Origin of the sequence: Pseudoalteromonas sp. OANN1 (genome assembly GCF_024124685.1) — a bacterium.
Classification (GTDB): Bacteria; Pseudomonadota; Gammaproteobacteria; order Enterobacterales; family Alteromonadaceae; genus Pseudoalteromonas; species Pseudoalteromonas piscicida.
This window is the reverse complement of the sequence record NZ_JAMXSE010000003.1, coordinates 131855-152434: the sequence shown is the minus strand read 5'-3', so window position 1 is coordinate 152434 and position 20580 is coordinate 131855. Positions and strand designations below refer to the sequence as shown.

The following is a 20580-nucleotide window of genomic DNA, read 5'->3' as shown; positions in this document are numbered from 1 at the left end:
GTCGCTGCTACGAAACCATAATCCGCGGCAAGTGCATCGAAGCATCTCTCCCGTAGCAGCGGGTTTATCCCTCGACAAGAACATCGCGACGTAAAGTCGCTGCTACGAAACCATAACCCGCGGCAAGTGCATCGAAGCATCTCTCCCGTAGCAGCGGGTTTATCTCGCGACAGGAGCATCGCGATGTAAAGTCGTTGCTACAAATCCATAAGCCTACGGCAAGTGCATCGAAGCATCTCTCCCGTAGCTGCGGGGTTATCCCGCGACAAGCACATCGCGACGTAAAGTCGCTGCTACGAATCCATAACACCACGACAGGAGCATCGCGACATAAAGTCGCTGCTACAAATACATATCCCCGCGACAGAGCATCGCGACACAAAGTCGCTGTTACTGTTATCTGTAAGTTAGGTACGCTTCTCGTAATCTTGCCAAATTGCTGTAAATATAACTACTCGACAAGCGTCCTTGATTAAGGAATGTCTTATCCAAATTCACAGGCGTTTTAACTGAATGTCCACGGCCAATCACCAATGCATTTGTTGACTCACCAATACGTGTACTCACTTCATGTCGCCAAGCTTCATTACCTTTAATTTGTCCATAACGAATTGGTGCCATATCTTTACGTGGAGTAAGCGGGATACTAAATGCAATACCTGCGACCTGCACATCCGTATCTTGGGCAAAGATTGAAATATAGCTGTCGCCAAACCAGAAGCGAGTTTCTAGTTTTACACCGCTATCTTCATAAAAGAATCGACCTGCTGTTGCGTGAAAACTCACATCCTGCTCAACCCAGTTATAACGATAAGACAAAGTTTGATAATCTCTGTCCAAGTCATAGTCATCATATTCTAAATAACCAATTTCAGCATTAAGCTGGTGACGACCGTTTTCACTAAGCCAAGTCGTTTCGTTTTTGATACCCGTATAGTCGTTAAACTCTTTAAAGAAACCAATATGGGTTTGGTTATAAATACCATACGGTAAATCTAACGTTTGATAAATTGTCGCTTGCGTAACACCACTGTCTTTTGCAAAACGGCCAAATGCTTTGCCTGTTTCGTAGTCATCTGTTTTGGCAACTTCGGTTTCAGCGCTAACGCTTATACCACCGCCATACCACATCGGCACATCCACATCAGCTTTAATTGCGAGTGAAAAGTCATAAACACCTATCTCAGTCGCAAAGTGTGAATCGAGCGAAGGCCCAACTGTTACGCGCGGCTTAAAGTAAGGACTGTTGGCTTTAGGCATTCCCACCCAAGACACACTGCCAATCGGATCCATTTCACCGCGGCGAATATCCATATCTGGCGTACTGCTAGTATTGATAAACTCACGGTAATTATCGATATCACCACGCACAGAAAGCATTGGAATACCACGGTTTAATAACTGAATCGTATATTTAGCCTCTGGCTCATCTATATGTTCAGCGATACGACCAAGCACAAGACCAATAGCGTCTATATCATTACGATTAAATACATAGTTCTCAAAACTTACAACAATATGCGGATCACGATTAAAGCCCACACTAATCGCCTCTAAGCCATCGTCGATTAGTGCATTTTTAAGTTCCCGAGTTTGCAGCGTAAGTGACTTTCTGTATTCATCACGCTCCGTTACTTCTTGCTTGGCCTCTTCTAGCGGCTTTTGAGCCAACTCTCGTTGCTGTTGATAGTGCGCTTCAAATGCAGCCTCACGCTTTTTATGGTTATCTAAAATCGGTGCTGGTGCTGCTTCTGTTGGATCATTTAGCTTTGCCTGCTCAAAAAGCGGCATCGAAAAGTTAACTCCCCAAAAGGTATCCTTTTCTGCATGATCAGTATTACTGTAAAACTTACTGGTAAGCGTTAAAGTACCCACATCATAAATCCATGCTTTTGGTACTGTTAGACGCAAACCGGCATTAACCGCATCAGCATCATGTTCCACTTGCACAGCTAGCCAGTCTAGTGGCTGCCACTCAATACCCGCAAATGCGCCATCCATTTGTCCTGTTGCGCGATCGCTTACCGCAAAACCAGCAGAAAACCTAAAGTCGTTCCACTCACGTGAGCCAGCTAAATAATAGGTCTCATAGTTATTTGCCGCTCCACCTAAGTCTTTACCGCCGATAGCAAGATTAAACCACTCTTTAGGAATATAGGGGATTTGATATTTTAAGTTAAACGATAGATCTCGAAGCTGGCCTCTACCCTCTGCAAACATATTGTCATGCATAGTGTTTGACGCAATCACACCGCTAACTTCAAGGCCATCAAACACACCTGCAGAGAAGATATAATTATGCCCATCAACATACGCTTGACCTCGGACATCAAGCTGGTTGTTATAGCCAATATCAATCACGCCTTTTTCTAGAACTTCAGCATTTGGCGTGTTGAACAGGCCAGTATAACCTGCAAATGCGGTGTAGTTTTTTATTTGGGTATCAGCTAAAACAGGCATGCTTGCAAGTGTAATACTACCTGCAAGAATCGTATTTATTTTTGACATGTGCGCAGACCGATTTTTATTTTCAATTCTTGAATTAAATGTGAAAGAGTAAGTTAACCAACTCAGCCACCGTTATAAGTATTATGTAGATATCGTACAATGAAGTATAGAACAACCCAACCTCGTAGCAGCGGGTTTATCCCAAGATAAGAGCTTCGCGACATAAAGTCGCTGCTACAAATACATAACCTTGCGATAGAAACACCAAACACCAACCCCGTAGCAGCGGGTTTATCCCGCGACAAGGGTTCCAAACGCCATCCCCGAAACCGTGGATTTACCCCGAGATAAGCGCATCGCGACATAAAGTCGCTGCTACAAATACATAACCCCACCACAAGAGCGTTACACGCTCCTAAAATTAACCACTTTCTGCTCGGACTCTCGTTCGACTTCAAGCACTTGGTGTTTTTCATTCCACACCAAGTCACAAATACCGTCTGTAGGATTAAATCCTGTAGGCGCTTCCAACAACAATTTACGAATAAGCTCATGATCAAAATTATGACAAGCTGTATCCATTGCACTCATAAAGTCTTCTAACTCTGCCATTGGTAGTTTTACCTCGTTGGCCGTCATGATCCGTGGATGAGAGGTTTCTTCTACATTGTCACCAATCAATAACTCTTCATATAACTTTTCGCCTGGGCGCAATCCTGTGCATTCAATTTCAATATCGCCATGAGGGTTTGACTCTGATTTAACTTCTAAGCCAGAAAGATGCACCATTTTGGTCGCTAAGTCTTTGATCTTAACTGATTCACCCATATCTAACACAAATACGTCACCACCCTTACCCATGGCACCCGCCTGAATAACTAACTGCGCAGCTTCCGGTATGGTCATAAAAAACCGGGTGATATCTTTATGCGTTAAGGTAATTGGTCCACCTTCTTTAATCTGCTTACGGAATAGAGGCACAACTGAACCACTAGAACCAAGCACATTACCAAAACGTACCATGCAAAAACGGGTATTTTTAGACGTTGCTTTACTTTCAGCCAAGGCTTGTAACACTAACTCTGCCATACGCTTGGTTGCACCCATTACATTGGTAGGGCGCACCGCTTTATCCGTAGAGATCAATACAAAAGTCTCTACTCCCGCGTTAATAGCGGCTTTAGCTGTGTAATAAGTACCAAATACATTATTACGAACACCCTCAACAACATTTTGCTCTACGAGCGGTACGTGTTTGTAGGCCGCGGCATGATAGACAGTTTGCACTCTAAAAGCTTTCATGCAAGTTTCAATACGGTTGATACGTTGCACAGATCCCATCACTGGTACTATTTCCAATGATACGCCTTTATTCAATGCTAGCTGATTCAGTTCCTTTTCAATGCTATATAAACCAAATTCAGACACTTCAAAAAGCACCAGTTTTTTAGGTCCATTTAATATGATTTGCCTGCATAGTTCGGAGCCGATAGAACCACCTGCACCGGTTACCATAATGACTTTATCTTCTATATTGGCAGCCATCAGCTCTGATTGCGGTGCTACTGGGTCTCTACCCAATAGGTCTTCGATTTCGACTTCTTTTATCTCATTTAGCTGCGCTTTACCGTCAATGACATCTGCCATGCCAGGCACTGTCATCACCTCGAGTGGCAGTTTTTCTAACTTAGTGAGTATTTCTTTACGGCGAGAGCGAGGAACACTAGGTAGTGCAAGTAAAACTTTACTAACCTGCTTTTTATCTATCAAATTATAAATTTCATCAAAGGCGACAACGGGGATTCCTTGAATAATAGCGTTATGCTTAGTTGAGTCGTCGTCCAGATATGCCGTAACATAATAGTCAGGTCCTGTTGCTAGTGCAGTAGCTAACTGCCTGCCTGCATCTCCTGCGCCATAAATTACTACAGGAGTTTTAGTAAATGAACTCAAGCGCCAAATAAGTGCTCGGACTAAAATACGCGAACCACCCACAGAAAGTATCATTAACCATGCATAAATAAATGGCATAGTACGAGGGATTGCGGTTTGAGTAAAAAACGCCACTATAACCAACACCATGGTGCTAATAACAGTACCTAGTACTACCGCACCAACTGCATTGGCGCCAACATAGCGCAGCACCGCACGATAAAGCCCTAAACGAACAAAAACAAACAAGCTAACAGGTAACAAAATTGTCAATAACATCCAGTTTTTAATAACAGTTATAGGCTCAATACTATCGAGCCTAACAATGAGTGCTAACCAAAAAGCAGAGATAATAAAAACAGAGTCTAATGCTAAAGTAATGAGGCGTTTTTGTCTACGAGAAGCCCCTAACAAGGTACGAAACCAAGTATCCATTGTATTCCCTTTTTACTTTTATCCAATTGAATGCTACTTAAAAAGTAAGTTTAGTCTAACATTCTAGATGTACAATGAATAAGTTAGGCTGAAACTTTAAAATTGTATACGTTGACCTAAGCCTTCTAACTCTAGTTTGATTACATAAAACAAAAATTAGAAATGCTATTCTTTACTATTCACTAGTGATCACGCCAATAATAGAAAATTTGATATGTATTTTTAGCTACAGAATAATAGTTAGTAAAAGTAACATTTAGTATAGCTTTTAGGTTCAATCGTAAAACCACTATCTCTTTACAATTTTCTTAACTGTATCAAGAATAATTTTAACATCCCCTAATACTGAGTGGTTACCTACATAATCTAAATAATAGTATTGCTTCTTCGGAAGAATAACCTCTATATATGCTTTTTTCGCATCATCATATTTAGATAGTATTTCGTTTTCATCAATCATTTCAATCGATGCCCTGTCAGTAATTCCAGGCTTTACACTTAAAATCCTGGCCCTGACTTCTTCAGGATAACAATCAATAAACTCAGGTACTTCTGGTCTTGGACCAACTAAACTCATATTACCAATTAATACATCGATTAATTGAGGAAGTTCATCAAGCTTGAGCTTCCGTAAAACAGCCCCTTCTTTAGTGATTCTTGAATCTGCACCAACAGTTAAGCGACCTGAACTCTCAGAGTCAACACGCATGCTTCTAAACTTGTGAATTCTAAAAATCCGACCATTAAGTCCTACTCTTTCTTGTCTGAAGAATATAGGTCCCTTTGAACCTATCTTAATCCAAAAAGCAATTAGAACCAACAAAGGCCCTAGAAGGAGCAGCCCTAGAAAAGAGCTGAATAAATCAAACAGTCTTTTAAGCATTTTCAAAAACCATATTAACCGCAGCAATTACCCTACGCTGATCTTCGAGAGTCATTTTTGTGTAAAGAGGTAAAGAAACTTCATTTTCAAATAACCTTTGAGAAATAGGAAAATCCTCTTCTTTCAGATCAAAAGTTTCTTTCCAGTAAGGTTGTAAATGCAGAGGAATAAAGTGAACCGAGCAACCTACTCCCAGTTCAGCCATGCGCTCAATAAACATATCACGGGTAATTCCACAATTTTCCTGCAATCTAATCGGATATAAGTGCCATGAGTGAGTTGAACCAAAGTCAGCTTTAGGTGGCAAAATAACGGGTAAATTTGCCAGTGCTTCGTTGTAGTTTTCGGCTAATAATTCACGCTTTTTCAAAAAGTCAGGCAATTTTTTTAACTGATGAATACCAATAGCAGCACAAATGTCTGGCATATTATATTTGCAACCTGGTGCAACTATTTCATAAGACCAACTAGGCTTATTAGAAGTATAACGATCGAACGCATCGCGACTAATACCATGTAACCTCATGATTTTCGCTCTCTTCGCAACTTCATCATTTGCTGTTACTAACATCCCACCTTCTGCAGTAGTCATTGTCTTGTTAGCATAAAAACTAAATACTGTGGCATCACTTTCAAGGGTGCCGATCATTTCACCTCTATGTGAACATGGCAGAGCATGCGCAGCATCTTCCACAACTTTGATACCGTGTTTTTTTGCGATTGCTAAAATCTCAGTCATGTTACAAGCTAACCCAGCAAAGTGTACAGGCATAACAACTTTCGTGTTTTCTGTGATTGCTTTTTCGAAAGCACTGGGGTCTATATTAAAACTCTGCTCTTCTACATCAACAAACACAGGAGTAGCACCGAGGTAGCGAACAACTTCAGCTGTAGCTGTAAACGTATAAGAAGGAATGATAACTTCATCATTAGGCCCAACCCCAAGCGCCTCAAGGGCAAGATGCAAGCCAGATGTAGCTGAATTAACAGCTATTGAGTGCAAAGCTTCATCACCTAGAAAGCGACTGAAATCCTCTTCAAAACGCTTTGCTTTTGGGCCAGTAGTAATCCACCCAGACCTAAGTGAATCAACAACTTCATTAATTTCTGCTTCACCTATTTCAGGTAAAGCAAATGGTAAAAAACTGTCTGACATTCTGATTATCTCTGTAAATCTTTAACAAAACGATACATAACTCTATTACCTGACTGCGAAAACTCAGAGTCAGCTTTAAAACCAGCATTTTGATAAAATCTCAAAACACGCTCATTATTATTTTTGTCAGTGGTAAGGTACAACTTATTATTCTTATTAAGTGAAATGATATAGTTCTCATAATCTTTAAGTAACTTTGCTCCAATAGAATTACCAATGTAGCTAGGTAACACAGCAATACTACTCAGCAAAGCCGCATTTTCAAGAGAAGGGATAGTGTCACCTTTATAAAATAACGCACTATATAATTTCTTAAAGGTCATAAGCGGATTCTTTAAAATGCCATACAAAGACGCAAGAAAAAATGAAGGCCATTTTGTTTTTTTCATTTCAGAAAAAAATGTATCGGGTGATGTGGTACCAGCAGAAAAAGCGACTATTTTATTGTCTTTCTCAACAACTCTCAAAACTCCAGTTTCAATGCTTAAAAAACCGTGATAAAGCAACCTTAAAAAAGGTTTCCCCATATTCGTAAGAAAAAAACCTTTAAATGACAACTTATGTACTTCAACGATTTCTTCCAGATCACCGATAACAGCATCTCTAATTAACACCAGATCCCCCTACCTTTAAAATAACATCATCTAACTTCTTATAGTTACTATTGGTAGAGAGATTATCCAAATAAAAAGCTCTACTATTAGCTCCCATTTTTTCAAGCTCTGCACGTCTATCAAGTAATTGTTCCATAGCTAACGCGATGGAATCAACATTTCCAGGATTGGCAACTATACCACCTAAGGCATTTTCAACTAAGTTATTCGCTTCGCCCCCAACTGCCATCAAAATAGCTTTACCCATAGCCATTGAAGATTGTGTTTTAGATGGGATCGTAATTTTAAACAGGTCTTCATCTTTAAGATGAACTACTAAGGCATCAGCCTCAACAAGTTTAGAAAAAATTTCAGACGCAGGTACATATCCGCCAAAAGTCACATTACTAATCGCAGCGACAGCTACATAACTTTGCAATTCATCTTTTTCCAAACCGCCACCATAGAGCAATAAATCAATGGAGTCAGGGAATTTAGAAGCAGCATCAATTATCGTTTTAAGAGATTGAGCAGCCCCAATATTGCCAGCATACACAAGCTTAAGTTTATTATTGTAAGTGTGTTTACTTTTAGGGCTTTGCAGTATTTTGGCTATAACAGGCTCTTCAGGGCACCAATTATAAACAACATGGACTTTACTTGCATCGATTCCTCGGCTCACGATTTGAGCCTTAAAACCTTCAGATAAGGTGACTATTTTATCAGCATTTTTGTAAAGTAGCTTACACCACCTATCAATGGCTTTTATCAAGAGCCCGTCGCGTTTAAACCCCGTTGCATACAATGCATCAGGCCATAAGTCTTGTACATCTGTAATAAATGGCTTTTTCTTAAAATATTTAAAAAGCAAACCAATAAGACCTGTCGTAGACTGAGGGTGATATGTATACAATAAATCGACATCTTTCTTTTTTAAACACTCAATTAATGCCATGAAAGTAAAAGAAAGATAACTAAACGCTCTTGATAGCTTGGATTTAGAGTGGCTCACATGAGACCAAAGCCGAATAATTCTAACACCATCAATTACCTCAACCTGTTTAGTTGACATTTTATAGCCATCAAACACTTTTCCTGTCGGATAGTTAGGAAATGTTGTAATTACCTCGACTTCATGACCTTGAGATACCCAATATTTCATTAGCTCAAGGCCTTTTATTGAGTATTCAGGATCAAAAAGCTGACTGACGAAAAGAATTCGCATTAATACTCTTTCCAAACAACGCGTTTTACATAGTCAGTGTAAGAGAGAATAATACGTACAACCTTGTCTGACACGTTAGGCATACTGTAGTCATAAACAGGTCGTAAAAGTCGCTCATCTCCAGATGGTTGCTCTTCAAGCACTTCTAGCGCTTGCATTACACGCTCAACACCTAGCCCAACCATCATGACAAAAGCTTCTTCCATACCTTCAGGACGTTCATGGGCTTCGCGCAAGTTTAATGCAGGGAAGTTGAGGATTGAAGATTCTTCGTTAATCGTACCGCTATCAGAAAGCACTGCTTTAGCATTTTTTTGCAAGTGATTGTAATCGTGGAAACCTAATGGTTTTAACAATTGTATGTTTTTATGGAACGTCAAACCCTGTGCTTCAATTCTATTGCGTGTTCGAGGGTGAGTAGACACAATAACAGGCAAGTTATATTTTTCAGCAACCGCATTAAGCGTTTCAGCAAGCTTAGCTAATTGCTTCGGAGAATCTACGTTTTCTTCTCTGTGGGCACTTACAACAAAAAATTGACCTTTTTTAAGAGATAAGCGCTCTAAAACATCTGAAGAATCAATTTGCTCCATATAATGATTTAAAACTTCAAACATAGGGCTACCCGTTTTTATAACACGGTCTGCTGGTAAACCTTCTGCTAATAAATAATCGCGAGCAATACTGCTATAGGTAAGATTGATATCTGCTGTATGATCAACAATTCGACGGTTAGTTTCTTCTGGCACACGCTGATCAAAGCAGCGGTTACCGGCTTCCATATGGAAAATAGGGATCTTTCTGCGTTTAGCAGGAATAGCAGAAATACAAGAGTTTGTATCGCCTAAAATAAGCATTGCTTCAGGCTGAACTTCTTCAAGCACTTCATCAACTTTAATAATGACTTGTCCGATAGTTTCAGCAGCATTTTTGCCCGCTGCATTCAAGAAGTAATCTGGTTTTCTTACACCTAAATCATTAAAGAAAACTTCATTCAACTCAAAATCATAATTTTGACCTGTATGAACAAGAATGTGTTCGCAATACTTATCGAGTTTGGAAAGAACGCGAGATAAGCGAATAATTTCTGGTCTAGTGCCTACAACACTTACAACTTTTAGCTTTTTCATTTTTATTTATACCTTGTAAGCAACCGTGTCAGGCGCTTGAGGATCAAAATTCTCATTCGCCCACAACATAACAATTAACTCTTCTTCACCAATATTCGTAATATCGTGAGACCAACCAGGAACGGTTTCAACAATTTTAGCCTCATCCCCAGTTGTGATTAATTCGCATACTTCGTCTGTCACTATATGCCTAAAACCAAAACGTGCTTTACCTTTAATAACCAAAAACTTTTCAGTCTTGCAGTGGTGATAATGGCCACCACGGGTTACCCCTGGGTGCGCTGTAAAGAATGAAAATTGACCAGAATCTTTCGTTTTAAGCATCTCAACAAAGCGCCCCCTAGGGTCTTCGTGTTGTACAACTTCATAACCGAAATCATCTGGCTTTATATAACTTATATAGGTCGCATATAGAACGCGCTCAAAACCATCACCAACGCGTTCGGTGATTAAAGTCTCACGGCTGTTTTTATAGTCATAAATTTTTGCAGCTAATTCGCCCAAAGTCACTTTGTAAACAGGCTCAACATCAACATGTATCTTGTCTGTAGGCTGATTATAAAGCACATCAATAAACGAGGTTATAACTGCACCAATATGCACTAAATTGAGCGATGCGTTTTCATCATTTATTTGAATAGGTAAGCCATTAGCGATGTTATGACAAAATGTCGCAACAACAGAGTTATAATTTGGCTTACACCACTTACCAAAGACATTTGGTAGACGGTAAAGGTAAACTCTGTTACCCGTTTCATTGTGTAAGTTTAAAAGGTATGTTTCAGCTAAAAGCTTACTATGGCCGTACGCGTTTTCACGCTCAGCTTGAATAGAAGAACTCAGAACAATTGGTATATTACGCCCTGTCGCTTTTACTTGCTCACAAATCGCTAAAGTTAAATCTGCATTGCCAAATTTAAACTCGTCTTCTGTTTCGGGTCTATTTATGCCAGCTAAATGAAAAATAAAATCTGACTTTTCAATCAATGAGCCTAATTCATCTAAGCTATTTTGGCGTGTAAACTTTAAAATTTCGACATTTGTGTTGCGCTTAAGGCTGACGATTAAGTTTTTACCTATGAAGCCATCGGCACCGGTCACTAAAATATTCATTTAAACACCTTCTGGAACAAATAGATTGCCAGACTCAATTTCATTCATAAAGTCAAGTTTACGTAGCAATTGCTTCATTTCTTCTACGTTTAAACGTTCGGTATTATGCGAGTTATAATCTTCAATCTTTGAAAGGTCTTCTTGACCTTCTTCAACATATTGTGAGTAGTTTAGATCTCTGTTATCGGCCGGTATTCGGTAATAACCGCCTTGATCTTCTGCAACGAACATTTCTTCACGACTACATAACGCTTCAAAAAGCTTTTCACCATGTCTTGTGCCAATTATATTTACTTGATGTTCTGGTTTACCGACCATTTCTAGTATTGCTTTTGTTAATACCTCAATTGTTGCAGCTGGTGCCTTTTGAACAAAAATATCACCATTTGTACCATATTCAAATGCATGTAAAACCAAATCAACGGCATCGTTCAAAGTCATCATAAAACGTGTCATTGACGGATCTGTGATTGTAATTGGCTTTTGTTCAAGCACTTGTCTAATAAATAGCGGAATTACAGAGCCTCGAGATGCCATGACATTACCGTATCTAGTTCCACAGATAACCGTTTTACTTTTCTCAACAGTCCGCGATTTAGCAACCATGACTTTTTCCATCATTGCTTTTGAAATCCCCATCGCGTTTATAGGATACACCGCTTTGTCAGTACTTAAACATACAACTCTTGATACACCATTTACGATTGCAGCCTCTAAAACATTCTCGGTTCCAATTACATTAGTATTAACCGCTTGCATCGGGTGGAATTCACAAGAAGGTACCTGTTTAAGCGCTGCTGCGTGATATACATAGTCAACGCCACGAGTTGCAGAAAGTATTGAGTTATAATCTCTCACATCACCGATATAGAACTTTAGTTTATGGCTATTGTATTTTTTGCGCATATCATCTTGCTTTTTCTCATCTCGCGAAAATATACGTATTTCTTTAATACTAGATTTCAAAAAGCGTTCTAAAACCGCATTACCAAATGAGCCTGTCCCACCGGTTATTAGTAAAACCTTATTTTCAAACATCTATTAATCAACCTCATTTTGACTTGTTTTTGAAGCTATTATTCTTAAATATTGCTGAGCTCTATCTTTTGCAGTATTTACATTTTCAAGAGCGTTATGATTAACAGCTCCCTCCTTACTTTGGTGAAAGTAACTATAGATTAAATCAGCTGCCACCTCTGCGTCACCAGGTTCAAAAAGCGTATTCAACTCATGATAAACCTCTGAAACAAATGGCAATTTACAAGCAAAAACTGGTTTGCCTGAAATAATAGCTTCTAATGGCGATGCTGAAAAGCACTCCAAAAGACTTGGGAATATTAAACCATCTATTTTTTCATAGAAGCTTGGACACTGCATACTATTTATAGCACCGTAAGAATAAAAGTTATCTTTCACGTCAAATGATAGCTCATCCATTTCTTCATTTGACAAAGTAAAAACAAAACCAACCTTTTCTTTATACTTAGAAATAAGAATATCATTTATCTCCAAAATAAATTCTAGATTTTTATGAATGTAGTTTCTACCAATATAGCCTAACTTTATCCTTTCTTTAATTTCAATTTCTGGAAGAACTTCTCTTAAATTAGAATTCAAAAAAGGTGCTGAAACCGCATTGCTGACAACTTCAATTTCGTCTTTACAAAAACCTTGTTCGACCAATTTCCGCTTTACTAGGTCATGCTCAACTACGAGTAAATCTGCTTTTTTAAAGAACTTTTTTTGAATTCGATATTTCAATTTACTCTTTAGTGCATCGAAAAACCCTAACTTCTTATAAACCTCATTCTTTGGATAAATAATCCATGGTTGAGCAAAACCAACAACATTCACCTTAGAATACAACTTTCTATAAACCGGGCCAAATATAGTAAAGCTCACACAGCATTTTCTAGAAATTGAGACGAGCTCAGGAGGTAATGCCCTACTCCCAAAGTAATTACATTCGCGCAATCTAACATTTTTATGCGTATATTCCATAATAGGCACAGACTTTAAAACTGCTTCAGAGGCAAATATATAATATATAAAACCACTCGAATCACCTTCACCCAATATATTATTCAGCTCATAAATAAAGGATGCAGCCACCTGGACCCCACCTCCAGAATGTAGATTAGATGCGTTAATTAAAACATTCCTCACTTCCAATTCACACGCCCTTAAAAATATAAAAATTAACTACCAACCCTTTTAAGAACTTCGATTTAAATACCACCAAGGCTAAAGTAGATAAATATAGTAAAAACAAACAAACCACTTCAATAAAAAGGTTAGCTTCAAAGAGTCCTTCAACAAAAGAATATGAAATAAAAAAAGCAGAAAAAGCGAACAAAATAAAAAACAAAACAAATCTAAAGTCAATAGATATTTCTGTATTACGAACTGACAAATAGAAAAGAGATATAGAACTAAGTATAGCGCAGATTACTGTTGAATAAGCTAAACCAAGCAAGGCATAAAACTCTATTAATACAACATTTCCAACAACATTAATAATCACAAAAATAATTGACACGATCATTGGTAAAAAAGTTTCACCTCGACAGTAAAAAACTTTTAAACTAGCCAGTTTCAGGGCGATAAAAGGAATTGCTATAGAGTACACACTCAGTATTCTTGATACATCTAATGACAAACTGCCATTAAACTGCCCCCGCTCAAAGATAAACTTAATAATATCCAACGAATAAAAATACAACACACCAGAAATAGGTACAGTTAAAAATATCAGCAATATTACCAGCTCATTCACTAGGGATGAAAGTTTATTAAAATCCCTGACAGAATATTTCTGATTCATTATAGGAAAAAATAAAGAAAGTAACGTTGCAACGATAACAAACTCCGTTATTGATCCTATTCTTACAGCATAATTTAATGTCGACAGAGCTCCTTCTGCGATAGAAATAGCCATACCCCTGTCTATAACAAAATTCAATTGATTAAAAACAACACCAAATATTACAGGACACGCCAATGCGACACTTTTCCTAATTTCCTTCGCTGTTCCCAGTTTATAACTATTAAAGACATCCGTTTTCACGGAAAAAAACTGTATTAGAAACGTACAAATTACACCGAAAAGATACCCATATGCAATTAAAGCAACATCTTCATATACAACCGAAAGCAGAATAAATGTTATTGATATAACATTTATAGGCAGAACAGAAAAAGCAGAAAGAACATAATGGCCTCTTATATTCAAATAGGAAGCCAATATGTTAGAGGCTAGAAGGAATGGCATTGAAAAAACAGTAATAGCAAAAAACTGAAAATATATTGGGCTACTATTGAAACCATAAAAAAGATCACTTCCTAACAATTTGTAGAGTACTAAAGATAGGAAAGACAATCCTACGCCTACAAAGAAAAGTAAGAAGCAAAAGCTTTTAGTATAAAGGTTTGCTGTTACCTTGTTAAACTGCGCCGCTATTCTTGCATATGAGGGGGAATATACAGCACTAATACCTGATGCAATAAAGCCAATTATAATAGTAGGAGCTAGCATAGATATGACATAAGCATCTGTTATCTTCGATGCGCCAAAATTGGCAGCCATCATCACTTCCCTAACAAATGCCAATAACTGAGATACAATAGATGCAAAAAAGACATATAATGTGATTATTTTCATTTCTTTATATACTTCTCAAGAAGTAGTGCATTTGTCTCAGCCGTACAATGAGAAAACGTATTTTGAATGTATGAGTAATCGGCACGCTTCCCTTTCATTTCATCTATAAAACTAATAAGTTTATCTCTTCTCAAACTTAACTCTGACTCTTGTAATGTCAGCGCAAATTTATATTTGGCCAAATACTCTAAACAAGGGTCATCTTTGGATTTAGAAAAGTGTATAATCGGTATTCCAGTAGAGATACAGTCAAAAATCTTACTGGGCATAATATCTACCTGTACATTACCTATAGTAATTAGGAAGTCTGCTTGTTGGTAATAATGCTCTAATTCGCTAGAGTCGACGGGTTCATTAAAACTAACATTCTTGAGTTTTTTCTTTTTTAATGAAGTTAAGATATTTCCATAAGAATAAAATTCAATATTTAAATCTTGCTCTAAGCCGCAAAGAAAGTTGAGAGCCATCAAAGGATTTCGTTGAGTTCTGTCGATTCCCCCAGCATACAATAATAAAGCTCTAGGGTTTGAACCTCCCTCCCTCTCTTTACAGCGGTTTGAAACCATTGGGTGTTCAATAAAGTCTACACGCTCAGGATTAAAGTTATTTCTTTCTAGATATTTGCGCAAAATTGGTAAACAAATAACCGACTCCATGTTCTTTAACATAGATAAAAATACTTGTTTGTTTGAGTGATCTTTTAGCTTCCTAATAATCCCAAAAAGACCACTATTTGGTGGTTTTTCCAAGAAAAGTGCAATTTTTTTACTTTTATCAATATTTGAATTTAATAAAGCACATGACTCCTCAAATGTTACAGAAACTATGTGCTCATACACTTCTATCGAATCCAGTCTCTCGATCTCTCTCTTTGCTGCAACAACCAAGCTATATTTTTCACTTTTAGCCGAAAGTCGATTAGTAATGAAATCTTTGAATCTATTTGAGCTGGGAAGTGGAATCCTGAAAACCTTAATATTTTCAGAACACGTTGGTTCCGATATTCTCGAGCTAAAGCATAAAACATGTATCTCATTATCAACAGCAAGCCTCTCCAATAAAGGCTTTATTAAATTACCCGACGCAGATAGTTCCGGATAGTAGCCCCTTACTACAAATAAATACTTTTTAGACATTAAGATAATACCTCCGGCTACATAACCAAACAATCAACAAGGTAAAGAATGAAAAAAATATAAACGGATTACTCATTAATATATTATTCGCAGGAATAAAAAAAAGTATGATAACTATAACTGAAAATAATGCTACAGAAACACTAGCCCCTTCTTCTTTCGCACTTTTATAGACTAGTGAAGATAAGAACCCAAAAAAGCCCATTAGTACTGGAACACCATAATGACTAACATCATTAGCTAACCAAACAAATCCTGTATGCCACTGTATTCTAGGATCCCAGTACACAGCCATTTTTTGTTGATATGTTTTTAACCAAAGTTCAATTTCGTTCGCACCAAACATAGTTGACTTGGACATAATAAAATAACCAGAGCCAAAACCAAAGGTAGAGTCAAATGGATAAGAAAAAGAAAGCGACAAACCATAATATCCCTGAGAGATGTAAGAACAAGCTACAGAAATAGCAACTGCTAACTTCACAGGAAAAAATGAAAAAATAAAGTGTTCTTTATCAACCTCAATTCCCGAAATACTTCCGGGAACATAATCGAAATTCAATCTACTTGTAATTGCAACTAGGAAATAAGTAATAAAAATAGAAGTTACAGCTACACTAGTTAGTAACTTAGCCTTACTTATCTTTTGACTTTTCATAAAAATAGAAACTACTATAGGAACTATAGTCATGAACACGCCAAAGTTGGTACCTTTAATTATATATGAGAAAGCATTTATCAAAATTATAGCTACCAACAACGACTTATTCAGAAAAGACAATTCTTTAAATTTTTGTACTCCAACGCAAACAATAATAAAAAACAGAGGAAACAAAAAAACATAAATCTGGTTATATATTGAACCCACTTTCTCTTTTTCAATATTACCGTAATATGCGTTACCCGAATCGAATATTCCCTCTTTAATACTCTGATAAAGGCTCCCATCAACATTAGAAAGCATTGATAAAACAGCCGCCATCGACAATATTATTGATGATAAAAATAAAAACACAGGTTCTTTAGAGCGTATTGAATACCTAGGTTTAGTATAAAAGAGTTTACTTCCAACTAAAAAACCAAAACTCAAAGCTCCATAATAAACAGCTAAAAAAAGGAAAGTTTCCATTTGATTTTCACTTGGATATTTTAACGGTCCAAAATAAAAAACAACAATACCAAAAAATATATAATAAAAGTAAACCTTTACCATATTCCCACCTAGAATTGAGACTTCCACTCCAATATATTCTTTTCAGGAATACGTATGTTTAGCTGATAATCTTTAGCAATAAAATTTGATACCGACATCAAGTCCCCCCTTTCAGCTACAGGTAGGCCAAATGATTTACTTTTTTCTCTAGCTCTATTGTCTATTGCCAATATTAATGTTTTTACTTTCTTCTGGAGGGCTCGAACACCACCATGCAATCTAGTTCCAATATAATCAACGTTTAGATTTTCTAATGCATGGTCAAACGCTTCAAGTGAAGGCGGTATAATATCAACCCCCTCCAAACCCAACTGCGTAATATATTCAAAATCACCAATACCTTGAGGCCAAAAATAAACATTCTTATATTTTCTTTTAATTAAGTCAATAAAATCCAAATCTCTACTTACATCTTTATTATAATCAGTAAGTGTAAAGACAACATTCTCAGAAGTCTTTTTATTGACCTCATAACAATGCTCTTGATTAAGAGCCCACATTGTCGGACAAGAAGTATTTATGACATTCTTAATTCCAATACCTTCGAGTATACTTTTAGTGTAATCATCTCGTACACTATGAACATAATTTTTATCTAAGACGCTATTCAACAATAGCTTTGTGTAGAAATTAGGGTTATTTTTATACTGCCACCAACCAACCCCAACTAAAACGCAAGGTCCTGTTATCCATGACTTTAGAAGTGTAATATCCCACTGTCGTTTGAATCCAAAAAATGTGGACTTTAATAAATTACTTCCCAATACAAACTTAAGGTCATTTTGGATTAAAGGGCGCATATAGTAAAAACTATGGGGTGTATGCGTTGGTATTTCCGTAACAAATGCATTATCCAAAATATACGACATTTCTTTCTTTGCTGCATCAGCAATTATTTTATCACCCACATTATACGATGCTAATCCAGGGCTATATAACGTAACTTTTTTCATTAATTCTATCCAAAAAACTCAACTTCTAGCGATATTCATAGTTATAGTAACCATAATATCCATATTTGTTATTGTATTTCTTGACTACACCGTTGAATACTACCCCTTTTACGTCAATACCATTTTGCTCAAAACGGTTACGCGTAATTTCTAGCTCTTTTGCGTGGTTTTGACCAAAACGGGTTACTAGTAATGTTGTACCAGCATGTGCACTCACAATAGCAGGATCTGTTACCGCTAAAATTGGTGGTGTATCAACAATAATTAAGTCGTACATTTTGCTCACTTCACCAATCAATTTACTAAAATTTTTATGCATTAATAGCTCTGAAGGGTTAGGTGGAATTTGGCCTCGGGTCATTACCTGCAAGCCTTCGACTTGGCTTGACTTAATGACTTGGGCTAAGCTCAAACGACCCGATAGATAATCGCTTAACCCCTCATCCCAATTCATACCAAACTGAGTTTGCAGGTATCCTTTACGCATATCTCCGTCTATTACAAGCACTTTTTTACCACTTTGTGCTAAGACTGTTGCTAAGTTGACAGTAATAAACGACTTACCAACACCTGGGCTCGGGCCTGAAACCGCAATAACGTTGTTTTTTGCCTCAAGCATGGCAAAGTGCAAACTTGTACGCAGACTTCTGAGAGCTTCGACCGAAAGGTCTGCTGGGTTGTCTATTGCCAAAATAGATTTGGCTTTTGCTGTTTTGCCCTTACGCGCTTTGGCAAAGCCTGTAAGTTTCACTTGATAATCCGAGAAAGGAACGCTGGCGTATACAGGTAAGCCTAACGCTTCAATTTCCGCAGGGTCTTCAATCCCTTTATGCAGCGCTTTTTGAACAAATACAATAGCAATAGCTAACATACCTCCCAGCATAGTTGCCATTACAACGATTAATGCTTTTTTCGGCTTAACTGGCTGGGTGGTATTTACCTCTGCATAATCTACTATACGAACATTACCTACCGTACCTGCACGCACAATATCTAGCTCTTGAGTTTTACCTAGGAGCAGCGTGTAGATTTCATTATTTACCTCTACATCACGCTTTAAGCGTAACAGCTCCCGCTGAGTCTCTGGCAACCCCTGAACTTCACCAGCTAGTTCATTGCGTTGGCGCTTTACGGTATCAATTTGCTCTACCACACCACGGTAAGAGGGATGTTCACGTTTAAATTTACGACCAAGTTCTAAACGTTTTAGTTCTAATTCTTGCAGTTTAGTTTCTAGTTTTACAATTTGCTCTAAAACCCCCTGTGTTTCTAGGCTAATATCAATAGACTCTTGGCGAATCTGGTAATCGTTAAAGGCTTTTTCAGCGCGTTCTAGGTTGCGTTTAACTTCTGGAAGCTGCACCTCTAAAAACTCGAGAGACTGCTGTGCCTCAGCGCTGTTACGCTCTACGTTGCGACGTACATAAATACCAGCCACTTTGTCTAGCACTTTTTCTGCATATTCAGGACTTGCATCTTGCAGCGCAAGATTAATAATACCTGAGTCTTTGCCCTTTTCAGATGCTGAAATTGCGCTTTGTAGATCTAAAATCGTCTGGAGTCGATTACGTTTAACGATTGAAAACTCGGTTTCTGGACGTGCAATCAAGGTCTTAATGGTCAGCTCAAATTGGCCTTGTTTTACTTCTGCACCGACTTTACCCGTGAGTACTTCATCGCCATCACTTGTTAACAATGCAAAAGACTCTTCCGATATCGCTTGCAAAACGAATACTTCACCGATTGCGCTAATTGGCACTTTAAATCGGTGTATTTCAACTTGCTCACCACCCCATGCATAAGAGCTCGCGCCGAGGCTTGGCTCTGCGACTTCGCCTTCGCTTTGTGCAACAAATTTACGGAAGCTGAGGCTGCCAAATAGCGGAAATAGTTTTGGTTCAACAACGATATCTAAGTTTAATGCATCAACAGCCTCACCAATGACACTTCTGGATTTTAGCAGCTCGATTTCGGTTACCGCGGCTGAGGTGCTTTCAAACATACCAGACATGTCGTCAAAACCAGGCACCGCCCCTCCTTTTTCCTCAACCTGTACCATTGCAGTTGCTTGGTAGATTGGTGTGCTAAATATTGCGTAGGCTATACCTAGCAACATAAATAACGCGGTAATACCTGCAATAAAGAACTTTGCATCTAATAATGTGCCAACGAGCGCCATTAAATCGATTTCTTTTGCCTCTTCTTTTGAAGACTTTTGACTTGAGATAAAATTTGGCTGAGCATTCATATACTCACGGATCCTTATAAATACTGTTGCCAAGCGCCACAGGCGCTATCGATAAGCTCATAAACATGCTCAAACGCTTCACGTGATTGGCGATAGGGATCTGGAATTTCTTTATCGCCAATCCATTTGCCAAGCAAAAAGGTTTTGCCACGAGCGTGAGGGTAACGGCTGCAAAGGTCAGTTAAATGCCTTTGTTCCATTACGAGGATGAGACTATTTTGTGCGACCAAGGTACCAGTTAACTGGCGACCTCGGTGCTCACTCATGTCGATTCCTTGTTCTTTCGCCAACTCCTGCGCTAACATATCAGCGGCTTTTCCTTCTAGGGCGGTTAATCCAGCTGACGAAACAGCTACATTTTTACCACTTAGTTTGTTCTTTAGCTGATACTCTGCCGTAGGGCTACGACAGATATTACCCGCACAAACCATTAAAACACTATCAAACATGAGTA

At 38.1% G+C, this 20580-nt stretch carries 16 protein-coding genes; all 16 read right to left on the bottom strand.

Annotation, left to right across the window (positions count from 1 at the left end):
- Nucleotides 1–396: 396 nt before the first annotated feature.
- Nucleotides 397–2508, bottom strand: coding sequence for a YjbH domain-containing protein (locus tag NH462_RS04045; protein ID WP_253104296.1), 2112 nt, complete (start codon nt 2506–2508; stop codon nt 397–399).
- Nucleotides 2509–2853: 345 nt separating this feature from the next.
- A complete protein-coding gene (locus NH462_RS04040) occupies nt 2854–4815 on the bottom strand; it encodes a nucleoside-diphosphate sugar epimerase/dehydratase (RefSeq protein ID WP_253104293.1) in 1962 nt (653 codons plus the stop codon).
- A gap of 289 nt (nt 4816–5104) precedes the next feature.
- Entirely contained in the window at nt 5105–5698 is a 594-nt protein-coding gene (locus NH462_RS04035) for a sugar transferase (RefSeq protein WP_253104290.1), read from the bottom strand.
- A complete protein-coding gene (locus NH462_RS04030; RefSeq protein ID WP_253104288.1) occupies nt 5691–6854 on the bottom strand; it encodes a DegT/DnrJ/EryC1/StrS family aminotransferase in 1164 nt (387 codons plus the stop codon). Before NH462_RS04030 ends, NH462_RS04035 begins: the two co-directional genes overlap by 8 nt.
- 5 nt (nt 6855–6859) lie before the next feature.
- Nucleotides 6860–7468, bottom strand: a complete 609-nt coding sequence (locus NH462_RS04025; protein ID WP_253104285.1) for a GNAT family N-acetyltransferase — start codon at nt 7466–7468, stop codon at nt 6860–6862.
- Nucleotides 7458–8672 (bottom strand): glycosyltransferase family 4 protein, encoded by a 1215-nt coding sequence (locus NH462_RS04020; RefSeq protein WP_253104282.1) that lies wholly within the window; start codon nt 8670–8672, stop codon nt 7458–7460. Before NH462_RS04020 ends, NH462_RS04025 begins: the two co-directional genes overlap by 11 nt.
- Nucleotides 8672–9802, bottom strand: a complete 1131-nt coding sequence (wecB, locus tag NH462_RS04015; protein ID WP_253104280.1) for a UDP-N-acetylglucosamine 2-epimerase (non-hydrolyzing) — start codon at nt 9800–9802, stop codon at nt 8672–8674. Before wecB ends, NH462_RS04020 begins: the two co-directional genes overlap by 1 nt.
- A 6-nt stretch (nt 9803–9808) precedes the next feature.
- Nucleotides 9809–10915 (bottom strand): NAD-dependent epimerase/dehydratase family protein, encoded by a 1107-nt coding sequence (locus NH462_RS04010; protein ID WP_253104277.1) that lies wholly within the window; start codon nt 10913–10915, stop codon nt 9809–9811.
- Entirely contained in the window at nt 10916–11953 is a 1038-nt protein-coding gene (locus NH462_RS04005; RefSeq protein ID WP_253104274.1) for a polysaccharide biosynthesis protein, read from the bottom strand.
- Nucleotides 11954–11956: 3 nt separating this feature from the next.
- On the bottom strand, nt 11957–13027 hold the full coding sequence (locus tag NH462_RS04000; RefSeq protein WP_253104271.1) for a glycosyltransferase: 1071 nt from the start codon (nt 13025–13027) through the stop codon (nt 11957–11959).
- Between the two features lie 61 nt (nt 13028–13088).
- The gene (locus tag NH462_RS03995; RefSeq protein WP_253104269.1) at nt 13089–14576 is read right to left on the bottom strand and encodes a lipid II flippase MurJ; all 1488 of its coding nucleotides are present in this window, start codon (nt 14574–14576) and stop codon (nt 13089–13091) included.
- Nucleotides 14573–15712, bottom strand: coding sequence for a hypothetical protein (locus NH462_RS03990; protein WP_253104266.1), 1140 nt, complete (start codon nt 15710–15712; stop codon nt 14573–14575). The genes NH462_RS03995 and NH462_RS03990 overlap by 4 nt, the downstream gene beginning before the upstream one ends.
- Entirely contained in the window at nt 15705–16925 is a 1221-nt protein-coding gene (locus NH462_RS03985; RefSeq protein WP_253104263.1) for an O-antigen polymerase, read from the bottom strand. The genes NH462_RS03990 and NH462_RS03985 overlap by 8 nt, the downstream gene beginning before the upstream one ends.
- Before the next feature lie 8 nt (nt 16926–16933).
- On the bottom strand, nt 16934–17878 hold the full coding sequence (locus NH462_RS03980) for a polysaccharide pyruvyl transferase family protein (RefSeq protein ID WP_253104260.1): 945 nt from the start codon (nt 17876–17878) through the stop codon (nt 16934–16936).
- A gap of 25 nt (nt 17879–17903) precedes the next feature.
- A complete protein-coding gene (locus NH462_RS03975) occupies nt 17904–20126 on the bottom strand; it encodes a polysaccharide biosynthesis tyrosine autokinase (RefSeq protein ID WP_253104257.1) in 2223 nt (740 codons plus the stop codon).
- 14 nt (nt 20127–20140) lie between these two features.
- Nucleotides 20141–20575, bottom strand: coding sequence for a low molecular weight protein-tyrosine-phosphatase (locus tag NH462_RS03970; RefSeq protein WP_253104254.1), 435 nt, complete (start codon nt 20573–20575; stop codon nt 20141–20143).
- Nucleotides 20576–20580: the final 5 nt, after the last annotated feature.

What these genes read in the sequence shown, in the direction of transcription:
- NH462_RS04035 (WP_253104290.1), bottom strand. Translation starts at nt 5,698, where the DNA reads ATGCTTAAAAGACTGTTTGATTTATTCAGCTCTTTTCTAGGGCTGCTC.
- NH462_RS04030 (WP_253104288.1), bottom strand. Translation starts at nt 6,854, where the DNA reads ATGTCAGACAGTTTTTTACCATTTGCTTTACCTGAAATAGGTGAAGCA.
- NH462_RS03985 (WP_253104263.1), bottom strand. Translation starts at nt 16,925, where the DNA reads ATGGTAAAGGTTTACTTTTATTATATATTTTTTGGTATTGTTGTTTTT.
- NH462_RS04005 (WP_253104274.1), bottom strand. Translation starts at nt 11,953, where the DNA reads ATGTTTGAAAATAAGGTTTTACTAATAACCGGTGGGACAGGCTCATTT.
- NH462_RS03970 (WP_253104254.1), bottom strand. Translation starts at nt 20,575, where the DNA reads ATGTTTGATAGTGTTTTAATGGTTTGTGCGGGTAATATCTGTCGTAGC.
- wecB (WP_253104280.1), bottom strand. Translation starts at nt 9,802, where the DNA reads ATGAAAAAGCTAAAAGTTGTAAGTGTTGTAGGCACTAGACCAGAAATT.
- NH462_RS03975 (WP_253104257.1), bottom strand. Translation starts at nt 20,126, where the DNA reads ATGAATGCTCAGCCAAATTTTATCTCAAGTCAAAAGTCTTCAAAAGAA.
- NH462_RS04045 (WP_253104296.1), bottom strand. Translation starts at nt 2,508, where the DNA reads ATGTCAAAAATAAATACGATTCTTGCAGGTAGTATTACACTTGCAAGC.
- NH462_RS04010 (WP_253104277.1), bottom strand. Translation starts at nt 10,915, where the DNA reads ATGAATATTTTAGTGACCGGTGCCGATGGCTTCATAGGTAAAAACTTA.
- NH462_RS03990 (WP_253104266.1), bottom strand. Translation starts at nt 15,712, where the DNA reads ATGTCTAAAAAGTATTTATTTGTAGTAAGGGGCTACTATCCGGAACTA.
- NH462_RS04040 (WP_253104293.1), bottom strand. Translation starts at nt 4,815, where the DNA reads ATGGATACTTGGTTTCGTACCTTGTTAGGGGCTTCTCGTAGACAAAAA.
- NH462_RS04020 (WP_253104282.1), bottom strand. Translation starts at nt 8,672, where the DNA reads ATGCGAATTCTTTTCGTCAGTCAGCTTTTTGATCCTGAATACTCAATA.
- NH462_RS03980 (WP_253104260.1), bottom strand. Translation starts at nt 17,878, where the DNA reads ATGAAAAAAGTTACGTTATATAGCCCTGGATTAGCATCGTATAATGTG.
- NH462_RS03995 (WP_253104269.1), bottom strand. Translation starts at nt 14,576, where the DNA reads ATGAAAATAATCACATTATATGTCTTTTTTGCATCTATTGTATCTCAG.